This is a genomic window from Actinomadura sp. WMMB 499, assembly GCF_008824145.1.
GTDB lineage: Bacteria > Actinomycetota > Actinomycetes > Streptosporangiales > Streptosporangiaceae > Spirillospora.
Genome location: NZ_CP044407.1, coordinates 6,152,698 through 6,167,916 on the forward strand (window position 1 = coordinate 6,152,698; position 15,219 = coordinate 6,167,916).

General features: G+C 73.2%; 14 protein-coding genes. 7 read left to right on the plus strand and 7 right to left on the minus strand.

Annotation, left to right across the window (positions count from 1 at the left end; genetic code table 11):
- Positions 1 to 78 precede the first annotated feature (78 nt).
- Positions 79 to 588, plus strand: a complete 510-nt coding sequence (locus F7P10_RS27830) for a MarR family winged helix-turn-helix transcriptional regulator (protein WP_151013657.1) — start codon at positions 79 to 81, stop codon at positions 586 to 588.
- Between the two features lie 23 nt (positions 589 to 611).
- On the opposite strand, the gene rpsD is transcribed toward F7P10_RS27830, so the two are convergent.
- On the minus strand, positions 612 to 1,217 hold the full coding sequence (gene rpsD, locus F7P10_RS27835) for a 30S ribosomal protein S4 (RefSeq protein WP_151013659.1): 606 nt from the start codon (positions 1,215 to 1,217) through the stop codon (positions 612 to 614).
- A 66-nt stretch (positions 1,218 to 1,283) separates the two neighbouring features.
- Between rpsD and F7P10_RS27840 the strand changes: the two genes are divergently transcribed.
- Complete coding sequence (locus tag F7P10_RS27840) at positions 1,284 to 2,213, plus strand: DUF2470 domain-containing protein (RefSeq protein ID WP_151013661.1); 930 nt, start codon at positions 1,284 to 1,286, stop codon at positions 2,211 to 2,213.
- 300 nt (positions 2,214 to 2,513) lie between these two features.
- Positions 2,514 to 3,707, plus strand: coding sequence for a PLP-dependent aspartate aminotransferase family protein (locus tag F7P10_RS27845; RefSeq protein WP_151013663.1), 1,194 nt, complete (start codon positions 2,514 to 2,516; stop codon positions 3,705 to 3,707).
- A gap of 102 nt (positions 3,708 to 3,809) precedes the next feature.
- Here F7P10_RS27845 and F7P10_RS27850 read toward each other — a convergent pair whose 3' ends face one another.
- From F7P10_RS27850 to F7P10_RS27860, 3 genes are all read right to left on the minus strand, one after another.
- Entirely contained in the window at positions 3,810 to 5,492 is a 1,683-nt protein-coding gene (locus F7P10_RS27850) for an RICIN domain-containing protein (protein ID WP_151013665.1), read from the minus strand.
- 248 nt (positions 5,493 to 5,740) lie between these two features.
- Positions 5,741 to 6,934 (minus strand): DUF5925 domain-containing protein, encoded by a 1,194-nt coding sequence (locus F7P10_RS27855; RefSeq protein WP_151013667.1) that lies wholly within the window; start codon positions 6,932 to 6,934, stop codon positions 5,741 to 5,743.
- 158 nt (positions 6,935 to 7,092) lie between these two features.
- The gene (locus tag F7P10_RS27860) at positions 7,093 to 7,863 is read right to left on the minus strand and encodes a 1-acyl-sn-glycerol-3-phosphate acyltransferase (RefSeq protein ID WP_151013669.1); all 771 of its coding nucleotides are present in this window, start codon (positions 7,861 to 7,863) and stop codon (positions 7,093 to 7,095) included.
- Between the two features lie 132 nt (positions 7,864 to 7,995).
- On the opposite strand from F7P10_RS27860, the gene F7P10_RS27865 reads away from it, so the two are divergent.
- Positions 7,996 to 8,856: a hypothetical protein gene (locus tag F7P10_RS27865; RefSeq protein WP_151013671.1), complete on the plus strand. Its 861-nt coding sequence runs from the start codon at positions 7,996 to 7,998 to the stop codon at positions 8,854 to 8,856.
- A gap of 18 nt (positions 8,857 to 8,874) precedes the next feature.
- On the opposite strand, the gene F7P10_RS27870 is transcribed toward F7P10_RS27865, so the two are convergent.
- Entirely contained in the window at positions 8,875 to 9,552 is a 678-nt protein-coding gene (locus F7P10_RS27870; protein ID WP_151013673.1) for a uracil-DNA glycosylase, read from the minus strand.
- 251 nt (positions 9,553 to 9,803) lie between these two features.
- Between F7P10_RS27870 and F7P10_RS27875 the strand changes: the two genes are divergently transcribed.
- Positions 9,804 to 11,249 carry a wax ester/triacylglycerol synthase family O-acyltransferase gene (locus tag F7P10_RS27875; protein WP_151013675.1) on the plus strand — a complete coding sequence of 482 codons (1,446 nt, stop codon included), beginning with the start codon at positions 9,804 to 9,806 and terminating at the stop codon, positions 11,247 to 11,249.
- Here the strand turns inward: F7P10_RS27875 and F7P10_RS27880 are convergent.
- Positions 11,227 to 12,264, minus strand: coding sequence for a transcriptional regulator (locus F7P10_RS27880; RefSeq protein WP_151013677.1), 1,038 nt, complete (start codon positions 12,262 to 12,264; stop codon positions 11,227 to 11,229). The genes F7P10_RS27875 and F7P10_RS27880 overlap by 23 nt on opposite strands.
- Positions 12,265 to 12,287: 23 nt before the next feature.
- The gene (locus F7P10_RS27885) at positions 12,288 to 13,223 is read right to left on the minus strand and encodes an NAD(P)/FAD-dependent oxidoreductase (RefSeq protein WP_151013678.1); all 936 of its coding nucleotides are present in this window, start codon (positions 13,221 to 13,223) and stop codon (positions 12,288 to 12,290) included.
- Positions 13,224 to 13,287: 64 nt separating this feature from the next.
- Between F7P10_RS27885 and F7P10_RS27890 the strand changes: the two genes are divergently transcribed.
- The gene (locus F7P10_RS27890) at positions 13,288 to 13,863 is read left to right on the plus strand and encodes a helix-turn-helix domain-containing protein (protein WP_151013680.1); all 576 of its coding nucleotides are present in this window, start codon (positions 13,288 to 13,290) and stop codon (positions 13,861 to 13,863) included.
- Between the two features lie 16 nt (positions 13,864 to 13,879).
- Positions 13,880 to 15,187: a nitrate/nitrite transporter gene (locus F7P10_RS27895; RefSeq protein WP_254716060.1), complete on the plus strand. Its 1,308-nt coding sequence runs from the start codon at positions 13,880 to 13,882 to the stop codon at positions 15,185 to 15,187.
- Positions 15,188 to 15,219: the final 32 nt, after the last annotated feature.

Consider the following 15,219-nt stretch of genomic DNA (forward strand, 5'->3'; position numbering starts at 1 on the left):
CGCCCCGCACGGCGGAAGCCGTGCGGGGCGCGGCGCGTTCTGCTGAGAAACCGGACGAAGGCGGGCATGATGGCGGCGATGACGGAACGTGCGGGCGAGGCGCGGCGGACGGGCGAACCGGGCCTGCCCGAGGTGCCGGACGAGGTGGTCGCCGACTTCGGGGTGCTGCTGAGCACGGTCACGCTGCTGGAGCGCATCGCGGGCCGCGAGCTGGAGCGCCGCTGCGGCATCCGGCACGCGGCGTTCGAGGTGCTGCTGCGGCTGTCGGCCGCCGCGCCCGGCTGTCCCACCTCGATGGGCGAGCTGGCCGGGGAGCTGATCCTGACCAGCGGCGGGATGACCCGGCTGATCGACCGGATGGAGGCGGCGGGCCTAGTCGCGCGGCAGGCCGCGCCCGGGGACCGGCGCGGCCGGCTGGTCGAGCTGACCGCCGCCGGTCGCGCGAAGCTGGACGAGGCCCTGCGGGTGCACGCGGAGACGCTGCGGCGGCACTTCGCAAACCCGCTGACCGGCGAGCGGCGCCGCGACCTGGTGGAGTCGCTGCGCACGCTGCGCGCGCACGCCCGCGAGGAACTCGACCTGCGCTGACGCGCCGTCCGCGCCGCCGCGCGTCAGCGCGAGTAGTACTCGACGACCAGCTGCTCGTCGCAGACGATGGGGATCTCGCGCCGCTCCGGCAGCCGGGTGAGCTGCGCGGCGAGCGCTTGGTGCCGCACGTCCAGGTAGGGCGGGACGTTCTCGGTGTGCCCGCCCGCGGCGGCGATCTGGAACGCGTCCATGGCGCGGCTCCGCTCGGCGATCGTGATGACGTCGCCGGGCTTCAGCCGGTACGAGGGACGGTCGACACGGCGCCCGTTCACCAGCACGTGCCGGTGCACGACGAACTGCCGGGCCTGGTAGATCGTCCGGGCGAGGCCGGCCCGCAGGACGAGCGCGTCCAGCCGGCGCTCGAGGTCGACGAGCAGCGCCTCGCCGGTCTTCCCGCCCGACTTGGCGGCCTTGTCGAACGCGTTGCGCAGCTGCGCCTCGCGGATGTTGTACTGCGCCCGCAGCCGCTGCTTCTCGCGCAGCCGCACCTTGTAGTCGGACTCGGTCTTGCGCGCGCGGCCGTGGACGCCGGGCGGGTAGGGGCGGGCCTCGAAGTACTTCACGGCCTTCGGCGTCAGCGGGACGCCCAGTGCCCGGGAGAGACGGACCTTGGGACGGGGCTTGTTCATCGGGCCTCCGGATGGTTAGGTATTCCTAAGTTAGGTAAGCCTAACCAATATTCGCGAGGAGGCAAGGTGCGACGAGCGGAGACCGATCCGAAGGACAAAGGCGGCCCGCGCCCCACCGGCGCCGCGGACTCCGGGGCTCCCTCCGGGCCCACCCCGGCGGAACGGGCGCGGACCCTCGCGTACGGGATGGCGGACGGCGTGCTCGTCGCGCCCGGCGTCCCCTACGCGCCCGTCCCGGCGCACACCACGGACCTGGACGGGCGGCCGCTGCTGCTCCTGCCGGCGTCCTCACCGATCGTCGCCGCGCTCGCCGGCGAGCCCGACCTGCCCGCCACGCTGCGGATCTGCGACGTCGCGCCCGTCCCGCTGGCCGACCGGGTGCGCGGGCGCGCCTGGCTGCACGGCTGGCTCACCGAGATCCCGGCCGCCGAGCTGCGCGCCGCCGCGCTCCGGCTGTCGCGCCCGCACCCGCGCCCCGAGCTGCTCGACCTCGCCGCGCCCGTCCCGCCGCAGCGGGGCGCGGACGGCGGTGAGGCGGACGAGGGCAGCCAGTGGACGATCCTCGCCCTCGAGGTCGCGCAGGTCGAGATCGAGGACGCGTGGGGCAGCGCCACCCTCGAACCCGAGGAGTACGCGGCGGCCGCACCGGACCCGTTCGTCGCCGTCGAGGCGGGCATGCTCACGCACCTCGACGCGTGCCACCGCGCCGAACTGACCGGCCTGGTGCCCGAGTCCGTCCTGCCCGAGCCGGACATGGCGGGCACGGGCGCGGCGGGCACGGGCGGCGCGGGGGCGGGCGCGGACGCGGACGCCGGGCCGCGCGACACCGTCCGCCCGCTGGGCCTCGACCGGCACGGGCTGTGGCTGCGGTGCCGTATGCCGTGCTCGGACGGGTCCGTAACCTGCGATCTGCGCCTGCCGTTCCCCGAGCCGGTCAGGGATGTCCACGGTCTCCGGCACGCGTACCGCACCCTGTTCGCCCGCGCGAACCCGTAGCGGGCCGCGACCCCGTACACCGCGAACCCGTGCCGATGGCCGGGGTATCCCGGATGCGGGACGGGCCCGCGCCGGGCGATGCTCGACGCACCGGTCGCGGGCCGCGCGGACGCGGCCCGGCCGGGGCGGATCCGATCGCCTGCCCGTCCTCGCGGGGTGGGTGGGCGGGCGACGGTCGTCCGCGCCGGGCCGACCGGGTGCGGCCGTGCCCGCGACCGGCCTCTCCTCCGGCCGCTCGTCCGGGCCACCGGTTCCGATTGGCCCTGTCCGATCGCGGGCACGGCGCCGCACGCTTGGGGCATGGCCACGACTCGACCGCCGCACGACCCGCAGACCCGCGCCGTCCACCCGCCCGTCCCGATCCCCGCCGGAAGCCGTCCCCTCGGCGTCCCCATCTACCAGGGGCACCTGTTCGGCTTCGAGTCGGCGGGCGCGCTCGCCGCCGCGTTCCAGGGGCCGGACGAGGCGTTCTTCTACGCGCGGATGGGCAACCCGACCGTCCGCGCGCTGGAGGAGGCGCTCGCCGAGCTGGAGGGCGGCGCCCGCGCGCTGGCGACCGCGTCCGGGATGGGCGCCGTCAACGCGGTGCTGGCCGGGCTGCTGCGGTCCGGCGACCACGTGATCGCGCAGGCGTCCCTCTACGGCGGGACGCACGCGCTGCTGACCGACCTCGCCGACCGGTGGGGCGTCGAGGTCACCCGCGTCGGCGGCGACGATCCCGCCGAGGTGCGCGACGCGCTCCGCCCGGCCACGCGGCTGCTCTACCTGGAGACGATCTCCAACCCCACCACGCACGTCACCGACGTTCCGGCCCTCACCGCCGCGCTCGAGGGCACCGACGTCCTGGCCGTCGTCGACAACACGTTCTCCCCGCTGCTGTTCGCGCCGCTCGCGCACGGCGCCGACATCGTGATCCACTCGACGACGAAGTACATCGGGGGGCACGGCGACGTCCTCGGGGGCGCCGCGGTGTTCGCCGACGCGGCCGTGCACCACCGGGTGTGGGAGCACGCCATCGAACTCGGCGCGATCGCCGATCCGTTCGCCGCCTGGCTCACCGTCCGCGGCCTCGCCACCCTGCCGATGCGGATCGCCCGGCAGAGCGCGACGGCCCTCGACCTGGCCGGACGCCTCGCCGCGCACCCGTCCGTCACGCGCGTCCACTACCCGGGCGTCCCGGAGCACCCGCAGCACGAGCTCGCGGGGCGCCTCCTGCCGGACGGGCACGGCGGCGTCCTGTCGTTCGAGCTCGCGGGCGGGCGGGACGCGGGGCGCGTGTTCTCCGAGGCGGTGGAGCTGATCACGCTCGGCCCGTCGCTCGGCGACATCGCGTCCCTCGTGATGCACCCGGCGAGCACGTCGCACCGGCAGCTCGACGCCGCGGCCCTCGCCGCGGCGGGCATCGGCGAGGGCACGGTCCGGCTGTCGGTGGGGCTGGAGAGCGCGGACGACTTGTGGAGGGACATCGAGCAGGCGCTCGCGAAGGCGCGCTGAGCGGGCGCCCGCCCAGGCGTGCTGAGCGGGCGCCCGCCCAGGCGTGCTGAGCGGGCGCCCGCCGGGGCGCGCTGAGCGAGCGCCCGCCAAGGCGCGCCTAAGTCAGAGGCTGCACACGATCATGCCGCCGGCGGCGCCGCCGGCCCACCCGGCGAGGCCCCCCACGATCGCGCCCGGTCCGCCGAAAGCGCCGGCGAAGACTCCCGCGACGCCTGTCGCGATCGCGGTCTTGCCCACGCACTCGGCCCAGTCTTCGCTCTTCTGCAGTTGCTCTTCGTACTTCCTCCTCTCTTCCTCATCGCAACGACCGTCGTCGTTCTCGTCACAAGCCGAGATGGGGTAGTCGTCCAGCGCGACCACCGAAATCTTGGAGTGGGCTCCGGTCTTCAGCGCCGAAGACGGGTAGGTGCCGGGGCCCACGGTGACGACCGGCATGCTTTCCGTGCCCTCGATCGTGTCTCCGGTGGCGCCTTCGATCGTCTGCGTCACTGTGTTCCCGCTCACGGAGATGTCGTACTCGTGCGTCACGCCCTGGGTGTCGGTCAACTTCCCCGGCCGCATGGTCAGGATCCGGCTCCCGTTCAAATCGGTGATCTCGATCCCGTTCTCGTGCTCGGCCAGCCGGGTGCCGGGCGGAAGATCGAGGGTGGCGGTGACGTTGGTGGCGAAGGTCTGTGCGGCGGGCTCGCCGTCGTCCTCCGGAGGTGTCGCGCCGGGCGGGGTCGGGCCGGTGTGCGCGACGTACATGGTGCTGCCGGCCGGGGAGTCGACGACCGGAACCGTCACTGTGCCTTCCGTCGTCCAGGGGAAGCCGCCCCGGTCGAAGGTCCAGGTGCCGGTGACGTCCTTCGCGACCGCCGCGAAGTCGACCCATCCGTACTCCTGGGGCGGCACCATCGCCACTATGCCGTTGATTTCCGATTCGTCCGACTGGTACGTGACCGTCCCGCTCAGCTGGGCGGAGATCATCGCCTGGACCGGATTGGTGACGCCCACGGAGGTGGAAACGCCGGAGGTGAAGCTCTGGGACCAGCCACTGTGGTAGACGATCGTGAAGATCTGGCTGACGTTCTCGGAGGTGTCGTTGAACCAGACCGACGACGCCTTCTCGCGCGGCAGCGGCCTGGGCTCACCCTCCGACGTCTCCGTCCAGGAGCAGGTCGAGGTGTCGGTCGAGCACAGGTTCGCGTAGTACTCGGTGGCGAGCTCCATCGCCTCCGGCTGCTTGTCCGCCGGGACGATCCATTCCTGCGCGGTGCTGCCGTTGCAGCCGTAGACCTGCGTCCAGGCGTCCGAGTACTGGGCGTTCTGGACGATGTCGAGGCAGCGGTCGTTGTTGCTGCGGACCAGCATGAACGTGTTGGTCTTGCCGGTGACCGGGCGGAAGTGCCACTCCTGCGAGGCCCCGCCGCAGGACCGCTGCGTCATCGGGAACGTTTCGGTCAGGCACTTGCCGGTGGTGTTGTTCACGACCTGGAACTCGCCGTCGCCGAGCGGGGCGAGGCTCCAGTTCTGGTGATGGCCGGGCGTGTTGTTCGCGACGATGAACACGCCGTTGCCCGTGTTGCCGTTCTGGACGTCGAGCCGGCGTCCGTTCGCGGTGGCGAACGTCCAGCCGGTGTCGTCGTCGGCTTTGGCCGGTTGTGCCGTGGCGGCCAGGCCGGCGGCGAGCATGATGAGGGCGACGAGCGTTGCCGCTGTGCGGGTGAGAACACGTCTGCAGAGCGATTGCATGGCGTCCTTCTGTGACGGAGCCCTGACGGGACCAGTGCGAATACTGCGCAAGCGCGGCCTGAGCCTCACATAGACATGTGTGTCTGTAAAGGAGGATGTCCATGATCGGACAGATGATCCGGCGGGGAGGGGCGAGGGCGGGACGGGCGCGGGGGACGCCCGGAACGCGGAGCGGCCCCCGGCTCGGGTGAGCCGGGGGCCGCTCCGTGAGGGTGCCGGGTTACAGGGCGATCCTTGGGCGGCGTTTCCGACCGCCCCGCGACCCGGCGTCCGAGGGGTTCTGCCAGGCGCGCCGGGTCCTACAGGTAGAAGCCGGTGTCGGTGTCGGAGGCGCCGTCCAGTCCGGTGGGGCGGTGCTCGCCCTTGCGCAGCGCCGCGACCTCGGCGAGGGTCGCGCCCTCCGGGCCGACCTCCGCCGCGAGGGCGCCGTCCGGGTCGCCGGCGCCGTCCGGTCCGGCGAGCCACTCGGCGGACTCGTCCCGGGTGAGCCGTCCCACCTCGATCTGCGCGAGGCAGCGGCCCGGACGGACGACGGCGGGGTGCAGCCGCGCGAGGTCCTCGTTCGTGGTGATCGCGACCAGCACGTTGCGGCCCTGCCCGAGCATCCCGTCGGTGAGGTTCAGCAGCCGCGACAGGCCCTGGCCGGTGGACTGCTTGGCCTCGCCGCGGATCAGCTCGTCGCAGTCCTCCAGGATGAGCAGCCGCCACCGGTTCTCGTCGTCGTCCTCGCCGACGGTGACCTTCATCAGGTAGCTCGGGGTGCCGAACAGCGACTCGGGGTCGAGGACGCAGTCGGCGTCGCACCAGTCGTTCCACGCGCGGGCGAGCGCCCGCAACGCGGTCGTCTTGCCGGTGCCGGGCGGTCCGTGCAGCAGGAGGAGGCGGCCGGACACGTCGTCCGCGCCGACCTTCATCACCGCGTCGAGCTGCTCGGCGACGGGCGCGGTGTAGTTCACGCGGATCTCGTCCCACGGGTCGGCGGAGATCGCGCGCTCCTGCCGGACCGCGCCGTGCGGCGCCTGGTGCCAGAACCCCATCTCGACGCTGGTCTCGTCGGTCTTCGGCGGGTCGGTCGCGTCCTTCACCGACTGCTCCAGGACCGACTCGGCCAGCGCGTCGCTCACCGCCGACACCGCGACGTAGGCGATGCCGCTCGTCCACTTGTTGCTGAGCAGCGTCCACCCGTCGCCCTCGGCGAGCACCGACTCCTTGCCCTTCTCGTGCGCGACCCGCACCAGCCGGGCGCCGTCCGGGCGCAGCGGCGCCTCCGGACGGACGTGCGCCAGCCGGGTGGACCGGGACCAGGGCTGCTCGCCGGACGCGAACGGGCGCAGCGACAGCACGTCCATCACGTCGGCGGGGGAGTTGCCGTCGTTGAGGTTGAAGACCACGGGCAGGGCCGTTTCCGGCCCGGGTTCGGTGCCGCTCTCCCCGGGCTCTCTCGGCTCGATCAGGTGGACGACCTCCTGTGCGGATTCGTGCGACGTGGTCATGGAAACGATGATCTGGCCCGCCGGCGGACGCCGTCCACCGAATTAGCCGAACAGACTCGATCGACCGAACAGACTCGATCGACCGGATCGACCGGGCGGACCGGTCCGTCCCGCTGGTGACCGGTTCGTCCCGGACCGTGCCGCCGGACCGGGACGGGTCAGGCGCCGTCGCGCAGCTCGCGGGCGGCCCTGCGGTCCTCGGCCTCCTTGAGGTCGAGCTTCTCCGCCTCCTCCGGCGTCGGCGCGGTCCCGCCGAGGTGGGCGGGCTGCCACCAGCGCTCGCCGGCCTGCGGGACGTCGGGGTACTCGCGCTGCGCCTTCTCGAGCAGTTCCGACATCCGGGCGTGCAGCTCGGCGGTCACCGCCTCGTAGTCGTCGCCGCGCTTGGGGTGCATCGGCTCGCCGATCAGGATCGTGACCGGCACGTTGCGCTGGAAGAGGCGGCGCTTGTGGCCCTTCGTCCAGAGCCGCTGCGGGCCCCAGATCGCGATCGGGATCAGCGGCGTCTTGGACGCCACCGCCATCCGCACCGCGCCGGACTTGATCTCCTTGACGGTGAACGACCGGCTGATCGTCGCCTCCGCGAACACCCCGACGATCTCACCGCCCTTCAGCGCCTTCAGTGCGGCCGCGTAGGACGAGGCGCCCGCCTCGCGGTCCACGGGGATGTGATGCATGCCGCGCATCAGTGGCCCGGCGATCCGGTTGTCGAAGATCTCCTTCTTCGCCATGAAGCGCGCGAGCCGCCCGGCGGGGTGCACGGCGAGCCCGGCGAAGATGAAGTCCAGGTAGCTGATGTGGTTGCTGACCAGCACCGCGCCCCCGGTCGAGGGAATCTGCTCGGTCCCCTCCAGACGGAACTTGATGTTCAGCGCCTTGAAGACACCCTTAGCCGTCTTGATCACCGGCGGGTACACGTGTTCGGCCATGTCAGCACCGTACTTGAGGTGTTCATGATCGGCGACCGGGAGTGAGGAACCGCGATGCATCGCACAACCGGGGTCGTCTCTGAGAAGGTTGTGGTGTGACGTGATCCCGTGAACCGTGGAGGGGGATGAGCAATGGAACCGCTGGACGCGGCGGCCGACGTGCACGCGCTCATCCGCGATGCGCTGCCGGACCTCGCGCCGACCGCATGGTTCGACCCGGGTACCTCGGAGGTGGTGCTGCCCGTCGGGCGGTCCGAGGCGCGGGCGTCGAGCTGGACGGTGCTGGAGCGCTGCGCACGCGAGCCCCGCTCGGGCTGGCGGAAGGTCGTGGACGAGTGGGTGCGCGAGGTCGGGGATCGCGCGTTCCTCGCGGTCGGGGAGATGGAGTTGTTCGGGGACGTCCGCGAACTGCTGCGGCTGCGGATCGTGCCGAAGCTCGCGCCGGGCGAGCGGGAGGGGCTCGTCGTCGTCCCGGCCGGTGACCACTTCGACGCGATGGTGATGATCGAGCACCCGCGGTACGGGGGGCCGCTCACCAAGGCGCGGGCCGGGCTGCTCGGCCTGCACAAGCTCGGTTACGTGATGACGAACACGCATGACCGCGAGCTGGCCGACGTCGAGGTCCGCGTGCAGCCGCTGCTGCCGGGCCGGGACGTCCGCGTCGTTTCCAAGCCGGGCAGCCGGTACGTGTCGGCGCTGCTCAGCGAGGTCGACCAGTTCCTGCCGTGGCCGAACGAGCACGGCGCGCTCGTCGGCGTCCCGTGCCACAGCATGCTGCTGCTGTACCCGATCATGTCGGCGGCGGTGCTGGACGTGCTGCCGGTGTTCGCCGACGTCGTCCGCGAGATGCACGCCGACGCCGACGACCCGTGCGCGCCGGGCGTCTACTGGAGCCACGGCGAGCGCCGCCTCACCCCCCTGGACCCGGACGTCGTGCCGTCCGGGTCCGACGAGTTCGCCGCGCTGCTGCGCCGCCTCCCCGACGAGGACTGAACCGGGGACCGGAGTGCCTTACGGCAGCTTCCAGTCGACGGGCGCGGCGCCCTGCTTGGCCAGCAGCTCGTTGGCGCGGCTGAACGGGCGCGAGCCGAAGAAGCCGCCGTCGGCGGAGCGGGGGCTCGGGTGCGGCGACTCGATGCAGGGGACGCCGCCGAGCATCGGCTTGAGGTTGCGGGCGTCGCGCCCCCACAGGATCGCGACCAGCGGACGTCCGCGCCCGGCGAGCGCCCGGATGGCCTGCTCGGTGACCTGCTCCCAGCCCTTGTCGCGGTGCGAGCCGATCTTGCCGGGCATCACGGTCAGCGCGCGGTTGAGCAGCAGGACGCCCTGCTCGGCCCACGGCGTGAGGTCGCCGGTGGACGGCTCGGGGTGGCCGAGGTCGCTGCTGTACTCGCGGAAGATGTTGATCAGGCTCGCGGGCAGCGGGTGGACGTCCGGCGCGACCGAGAAGCTGAGCCCGACCGCGTGTCCGGGCGTGGGGTAGGGGTCCTGTCCGACGATCAGGACGCGGACGTCGTCGAAGGGCTGGGTGAACGCGCGCAGGACCATGTTCCCGGCGGGGAGGTAGCGCCGCCCGGCCGCGACTTCCGCGCGCAGCCAGTCACCGGCGGCGGCGATCGTCCCGGCGACGGGCTGCAGGGCGTTCGCCCAGCCGGATTCGACGATCTCTGAGAGGGGGCGTGCCGTCATGGCGCCTCACCCTAGCGAGATGATCTGACACGCCGCGGCTTGATGGAGCGGGTGAGCCGTTCTGACTCCGGCGGCGCGGAAGATGATCAAAACTTTCCAAAAACACGCTCAAAACCCCCCGAGGTGAGGGCGGAATGTTCAGTTAAGTCCTCATTTCTTCTCGCTCACAATGTTGACCTACCGCCCGGCCACCGCATAACTCCTAGAGGTAGGCAGGCGCACGACGAGCCACGAGCGGACGGAACGAGAGCATGAGCCAGCTGACCACCGTGGACGCCACCTTCCTCCACGCCGAGACCGGCACCACCCACGCGCACATCGCGGGGGTCGGCGTCATCGACCCCGCGGGCTGCGCCGGCGGGCGGCTCACCGTACCGCTGGTGGCGTCGCTGATCCGCGAGCGCGCGCACCTCGCCGCGCCGCTGCGGCAGCGGCTCGTCCAGGTCCCCTTCTCCCTCGACCACCCGTACTGGGAGGACGATCCCGACTTCAGGCCCGAACGGCACATCTCCGAGATCGGGCTGCCCGCGCCCGGCACCCGGCGGCAGCTCGCCGACGTCGTCGCGATGCTGCACGAGCGTCCCCTCGACCGCGCCCGCCCGCTCTGGGAGATCGTCATCATCCAGGGGCTCGAAGGGGGCCTCACCGCGATCTACGCCAAGGTGCACCATGCCGCCACCGACGGCGTCATGGCCGCCGAGACGCTCGCCGCGCTGCTGGACCTCGGCCCCGAACCCCGCGACGTCGACGTCGACGCCGACCGGGCGCCCGAACGGGCGCCCGCGCTCGGCGACATGCTCCGCACCGGCCTGCTCAAGGCCGCGACGCACCCCGTCAAGGCGGCGCTGTCGATGGCCCGCGCCGTCCCGCACGCCGACGAGATCCCGGGCGTCGCAGCGATCCCCGGTGTGGGCCTCGCGTCCGCGTTCGTCCAGGGCGCGCTCCGCCGCCAGGGGCTGCCGCGGGTGCCGCGCTCCAGCGCGCCGCCCACGCCGTTCAACCGTCCGATCGGCCCGCGCCGCGCGGTGGCCTGCGGCGAGCTGCCCCTCGACGAGATCAAGAAGATCGGCCGGGGGCTCGGCGGCAGCGTCAACGACGTCGTGATGGCGCTGTGCGCGACCGCGCTGCGGCAGTGGCTGGACAAGCGCGGCGAACTGCCCGACCGCCCGCTCGTCGCCGGCGTCCCGGTGTCACTGCGCGGCGGCCGGTCGAGCACCGACGCGTGCAACCAGGTCTCGATCATGACCGCGCCGCTCGCCACCCACATCCCCGACCCCGCCGTCCGGTACACCGCCGTCCGCCGCGACATGGCGCTCGTCAAGCGGCGCTTCGCGGTCACCTCCGGGAGCTGGGTGCAGGAGCTGAGCGGCCTCGTCCCCGCGCCCGTCGCCGGGCCGCTGACGCGGCTCGTCCTGCAGGCGGGCGCGGCCGTCTCGCTCCGCCCGATCAACCTGGTGATCTCCAACGTGCCGGGCCCGCAGTTCCCGCTGTACCTGTGCGGGGCGCGCGTCCTCGGCTACTACCCGATCTCCGTGGTCACCGACGTCAGCGGCGGCCTCAACATCACGGTCTTCTCCTACGACGGCACCGTCGACATCGGCATCGTGGCCTGCCGCGACCTGATCCCGGACCCGGCCGAGATCATCGACCACCTCGACGACGCGCTCGACGAGCTCAAGGCGCTCGCGACGGAGTGACCCGCAGGGCCCGCCGGTGGCGCCACGCCAGCTCCAGCGCGGCGGCACCGGCCGGTTGCATCGGCGCCGGCACCGTCCCGTCGAACGGCGCCCGCGACACCTCGCCCTCGTCGTTCACCTCGGCCACGGTCCCGAACAGCTCGGGGAAGGCGTCGTCGTCGAAGACCACGACGGTCAGCACGTCCAGCGCGAACGTCAGCGGGTCGACGCCGAGCCCGAGCAGGTACGCCCGCACCCGCCCGTCCCGCCGGGCGGCGGTCAGCGCCCGGTGGAAGGGCCACGCGTCCTGGTCGAATCCGGCGCCGTAGTCCTCGCCCCGCCCGAGCACCTCCTCGGCGTACTCGCGGACCATGCAGCGCACCAGATCCAGGTCGCGGAGCTCGTCCCCGGCGCGGAGCGGCTGGAACACCCCGACGGGCATCACCTGGTAGAGGCCGCCCGCGTGGGCGACCTTCGCCGCGTCCCGCCGGTGCAGCAGGTACGTGCCGGACGCCGTCACGGTCACGGTCGTGATCGCCGGGAGCGCCGTCCTGCGGGCGAGGTCGCACGGATCGCCGACCCGTTCCCGCAGGCCGCGCCGTCCGGCCGCCAGTTCGTGCGCGACCGCCTCGCCGACGTTGACGCCGTCGAAGTACCGCGCGGGCGCCAGCCGCAGGACGGGCGCGCCGGGCCGCCCGCCGGCGCCGACGAGCCGGTAGGCGGGCCGGTCCTCGAACACCTTCGGCGGCGCGAGCGCGCCCAGCGCCTCCGCGTACGTCCGGTATCCGGGCGGCAGCCCGTCCGGCGGGTCCGCGACGGCGGGCGGCGCGGGGTCGGTGTCCCACTCCAGCCGGACGTCGCCGAGCGGGACCGGCGCGTCCGGCACCCACCCGTCCCGGCACAGCAGGGGCGTGCCCGCGACGCGCGGGACGTCCGGGTACAGGCCGTCCGCGACCTCCCCGAGCCGCGCCCGCGCGCCGTCGAGCGCCGCCCGTTCGTCCCGCCACCGCGCCGCGCCGTCCATGCCCGCGTCCATGCCCGCCACCCTACGGACCCGGCTCAGGCGGCGCGGGCGGCGAGTTCGCGCGCGATCTCCTCCTCGATGAGGTCCATGTTGATCAGGCCGGCGGACCACACCGCGTCGGCGGCCGCGGTGATCACCTGGCCGGCCGGCTTGACCACGTTTCCCGCCGCCCACACGCCGGGGACGCTGGTCAGGCCGTACGGGTCGGTCTTCACCAGGCCGTCCTCGGTCAGTTCGCAGCCGAGGTCGGTCAGCGGGCCGGACCGGGCGACCATGCGCGGGCCGAGGAAGACCGCGTCGCACGGGACGGTCTCCCCGGCGGCCAGTTCGAGGCCGGTCACGCGGTCGTTCTCGACGGCCAGCCGCGCGGGCTCGCCGACGACGACGGTGACGCCGCGCGCGTCCAGCCGTTCGGCGTCCGCGCCCTCCGGCGCCTCGGCGGTGACGAAGGTGACATCCTTGGACCACTGGGTGATCAGCAGCGCCTGGTGCACCGACATGGGGCCGGTCGCCAGCACGACGATCTTCTGGTCGCGGACCTCCCAGCCGTGGCAGTACGGGCACATCTGCACCTCGCGCCCCCAGCGTTCGCGCAGGCCGGGGACGTCCGGGAGTTCGTCGGCGACGCCGGTGGTGACCAGCAGGCGCTTGCCCCGCAGGACGGTCCCGTCCCGCAGGGTGACCGCGAAGCCGTCCGGGGTCCGCTCGGTGCGCTCGACGGCCCCGTCGACGAACGCGCCGCCGTAGCCGCGGACCTCGGTGCGGCCGATCCTCCGCAGTTCCTCGGGCGGCAGGCCGTCCCGGGTCAGGAATCCCTGCATGTGCGCGACCGTCGCGTTGCGCGGCTCGCCGGAGTCGACGACGGTGACGGTCCGGCGGGCGCGGGCCAGGACGAGCGCCGCGCTGAGCCCGGCCGGGCCGCCGCCGATGATCAGTACTTCTCGCTGTTCGTTCCCCAGGTGTTCGCTCATGCCCCGAGGATGCGCGCCGCTCTGCGGATTTGACAAACATCGTTGCTGAAACTGCAATGCAAGCATGAGCGAACCGATCGAGGACGTGCTGGCGGGGGTGGGGGAGCGGCTCCGGCGGCTGCGCCGGGAGCGGGAGGTGACGCTGTCGGCGCTCGCGGAGTCCACCGGCATCTCGGTGAGCACGCTGTCGCGGCTGGAGTCCGGCAAGCGGCGGCCGAGCCTGGAGCTGCTGCTGCCGCTCGCGCAGGCCTACCAGGTGCCGCTGGACGAGCTGGTGGGCGCGCCCGAGGTCGGTGACCCGCGCGTCCGGTTGCAGCCCCAGAAGCGGGGCGATCTGATCGTGATGCCGCTGACGCGCCGTCCGGGCGGGATCCAGGCGTTCAAGATGATCCACCCGGAGCGCCGGGGAAAGCCCGTAACGGCGACGCACGAGGGCTACGAGTGGCTCTACGTCCTGAACGGGCGGCTGCGGCTCATCCTCGGCGACCGCGACCTGGTGCTGGAGCCGGGGGAGGCCGCCGAGTTCGACACCCGGCTGCCGCACTGGTTCGGAGGTGTCGGCGGGCCCGCCGAGGTGCTCTGCCTGATGGGGCCGCAGGGTGAGCGCATGCACATGCGCGCCCAGCCCAAACGAAAGTGACATACATTGGCTTTCCGTGCAGATCGCCCAAACCCCCCGGGAAGTAGAGCAACGTAAGACCGCCCCCATCGCGTGGGTGCTGTGGGGCGTGGGCGTCGCCGCCTACGTCGCGGCGATCCTGCACCGGACGTCGTTCGGCGTCACCGGCGAGGAGGCCCTGCACCGCTTCGGCGCGTCCGCCGGTGTCCTCGCCACGTTCACGGTCGTCCAGCTGCTCGTCTACGCGGGACTGCAGATCCCCGTCGGGCTGCTGCTCGACCGCGTCGGCCCGCGCCGGATGATCGCGGGCGGCGCGCTGCTGATGGCCGCCGGGCAGGCGCTGATGGCCGCCGCGACGTCCGTCCCGCTCGCCGTGACGGCCCGCGTCGTCGTCGCGGCCGGGGACGCCATGACGTTCATCAGCGTGCTCGGGATCGTCGGCGCCTGGTTCGCCCCCGCCCGCGTACCCGTCGTCGCCCAGTTCACCGGGGTGCTCGGCCAGCTCGGCCAGGTGCTCAGCGCGATTCCCCTCGCCGCCCTCCTGCACGGCCCCGGCTGGGGCGCGGCGTTCGGATCGGCCGCCGCCCTCGGCGTCCTGGTCGGCGTCCTCGCGCTCGCCGTCCTGCGCGACCCCCCGCGCGGCGCCGCGCGCACCGAGTCCCCGACCCCGCGGCAGATCGGCCGCGACCTGCGCGCCGCGTGGCGGCAGCCCGGGACCCGCCTCGGCCTGTGGAGCCACTTCGTCACCCAGTTCACCGCGAACACCTTCGCCCTGATGTGGGGGTACCCGTACCTGGTGTCCGGGCAGGGCATGGAGCCCGCGACCGCCTCCACCCTGCTCACCCTGTTCGTGGTCGCGAACATGGTGGCCGGCCCCTACATCGGACGGCTCGTCGCCCGGCACCCGCTGCGCCGCTCGTGGCTCGTCCTCGGCATCGTCGGCGTCAACGCCGGGGCCTGGGCCGTGACCCTCGCGTGGCCGCCGCCCGCGCCCGCGTGGCTGCTGGTGATCCTCGTGCTGTGCGTCGCGCTCGGCGCGCCCGGCTCGATGATCGGCTTCGACTACGCCCGCACCTTCAACCCGCCCGGCCGGCACGGCGCCGCGACCGGCATCGTCAACGCGGGCGGCTCGATCGGCGCGCTCGTCACGATCCTGCTGGTCGGGGTCGTCCTCGACGCGGCGTCGCCCGGCCGCGAGTACACGCCCGAGGCGTTCCGGGCGGCCTGGACCGTCCAGCTCCTCGTCTGGACGATCGGCGTCGCCGGCGTCCTGCGCACCCGCCGCCTCGCCCGCCGCGAGCTCGCCCGGCGGGAGCCGCTCGCGGCGCGATCGTCAGCCACCTGATTTTTGTGCGCCACTTAACCCCCCTTTTATGG

Excerpts from the sequence above, each read along its gene's own strand:
- F7P10_RS27880 (WP_151013677.1), bottom strand. The coding sequence starts at position 12,264 with ATGGACGCGGGCATGGACGGCGCGGCGCGGTGGCGGGACGAACGGGCG.
- F7P10_RS27860 (WP_151013669.1), bottom strand. The coding sequence starts at position 7,863 with ATGGCCGAACACGTGTACCCGCCGGTGATCAAGACGGCTAAGGGTGTC.
- F7P10_RS27885 (WP_151013678.1), bottom strand. The coding sequence starts at position 13,223 with ATGAGCGAACACCTGGGGAACGAACAGCGAGAAGTACTGATCATCGGC.
- F7P10_RS27875 (WP_151013675.1), top strand. The coding sequence starts at position 9,804 with ATGAGCCAGCTGACCACCGTGGACGCCACCTTCCTCCACGCCGAGACC.
- F7P10_RS27865 (WP_151013671.1), top strand. The coding sequence starts at position 7,996 with ATGGAACCGCTGGACGCGGCGGCCGACGTGCACGCGCTCATCCGCGAT.
- F7P10_RS27855 (WP_151013667.1), bottom strand. The coding sequence starts at position 6,934 with ATGACCACGTCGCACGAATCCGCACAGGAGGTCGTCCACCTGATCGAG.
- F7P10_RS27890 (WP_151013680.1), top strand. The coding sequence starts at position 13,288 with ATGAGCGAACCGATCGAGGACGTGCTGGCGGGGGTGGGGGAGCGGCTC.
- F7P10_RS27845 (WP_151013663.1), top strand. The coding sequence starts at position 2,514 with ATGGCCACGACTCGACCGCCGCACGACCCGCAGACCCGCGCCGTCCAC.
- rpsD (WP_151013659.1), bottom strand. The coding sequence starts at position 1,217 with ATGAACAAGCCCCGTCCCAAGGTCCGTCTCTCCCGGGCACTGGGCGTC.
- F7P10_RS27830 (WP_151013657.1), top strand. The coding sequence starts at position 79 with ATGACGGAACGTGCGGGCGAGGCGCGGCGGACGGGCGAACCGGGCCTG.
- F7P10_RS27870 (WP_151013673.1), bottom strand. The coding sequence starts at position 9,552 with ATGACGGCACGCCCCCTCTCAGAGATCGTCGAATCCGGCTGGGCGAAC.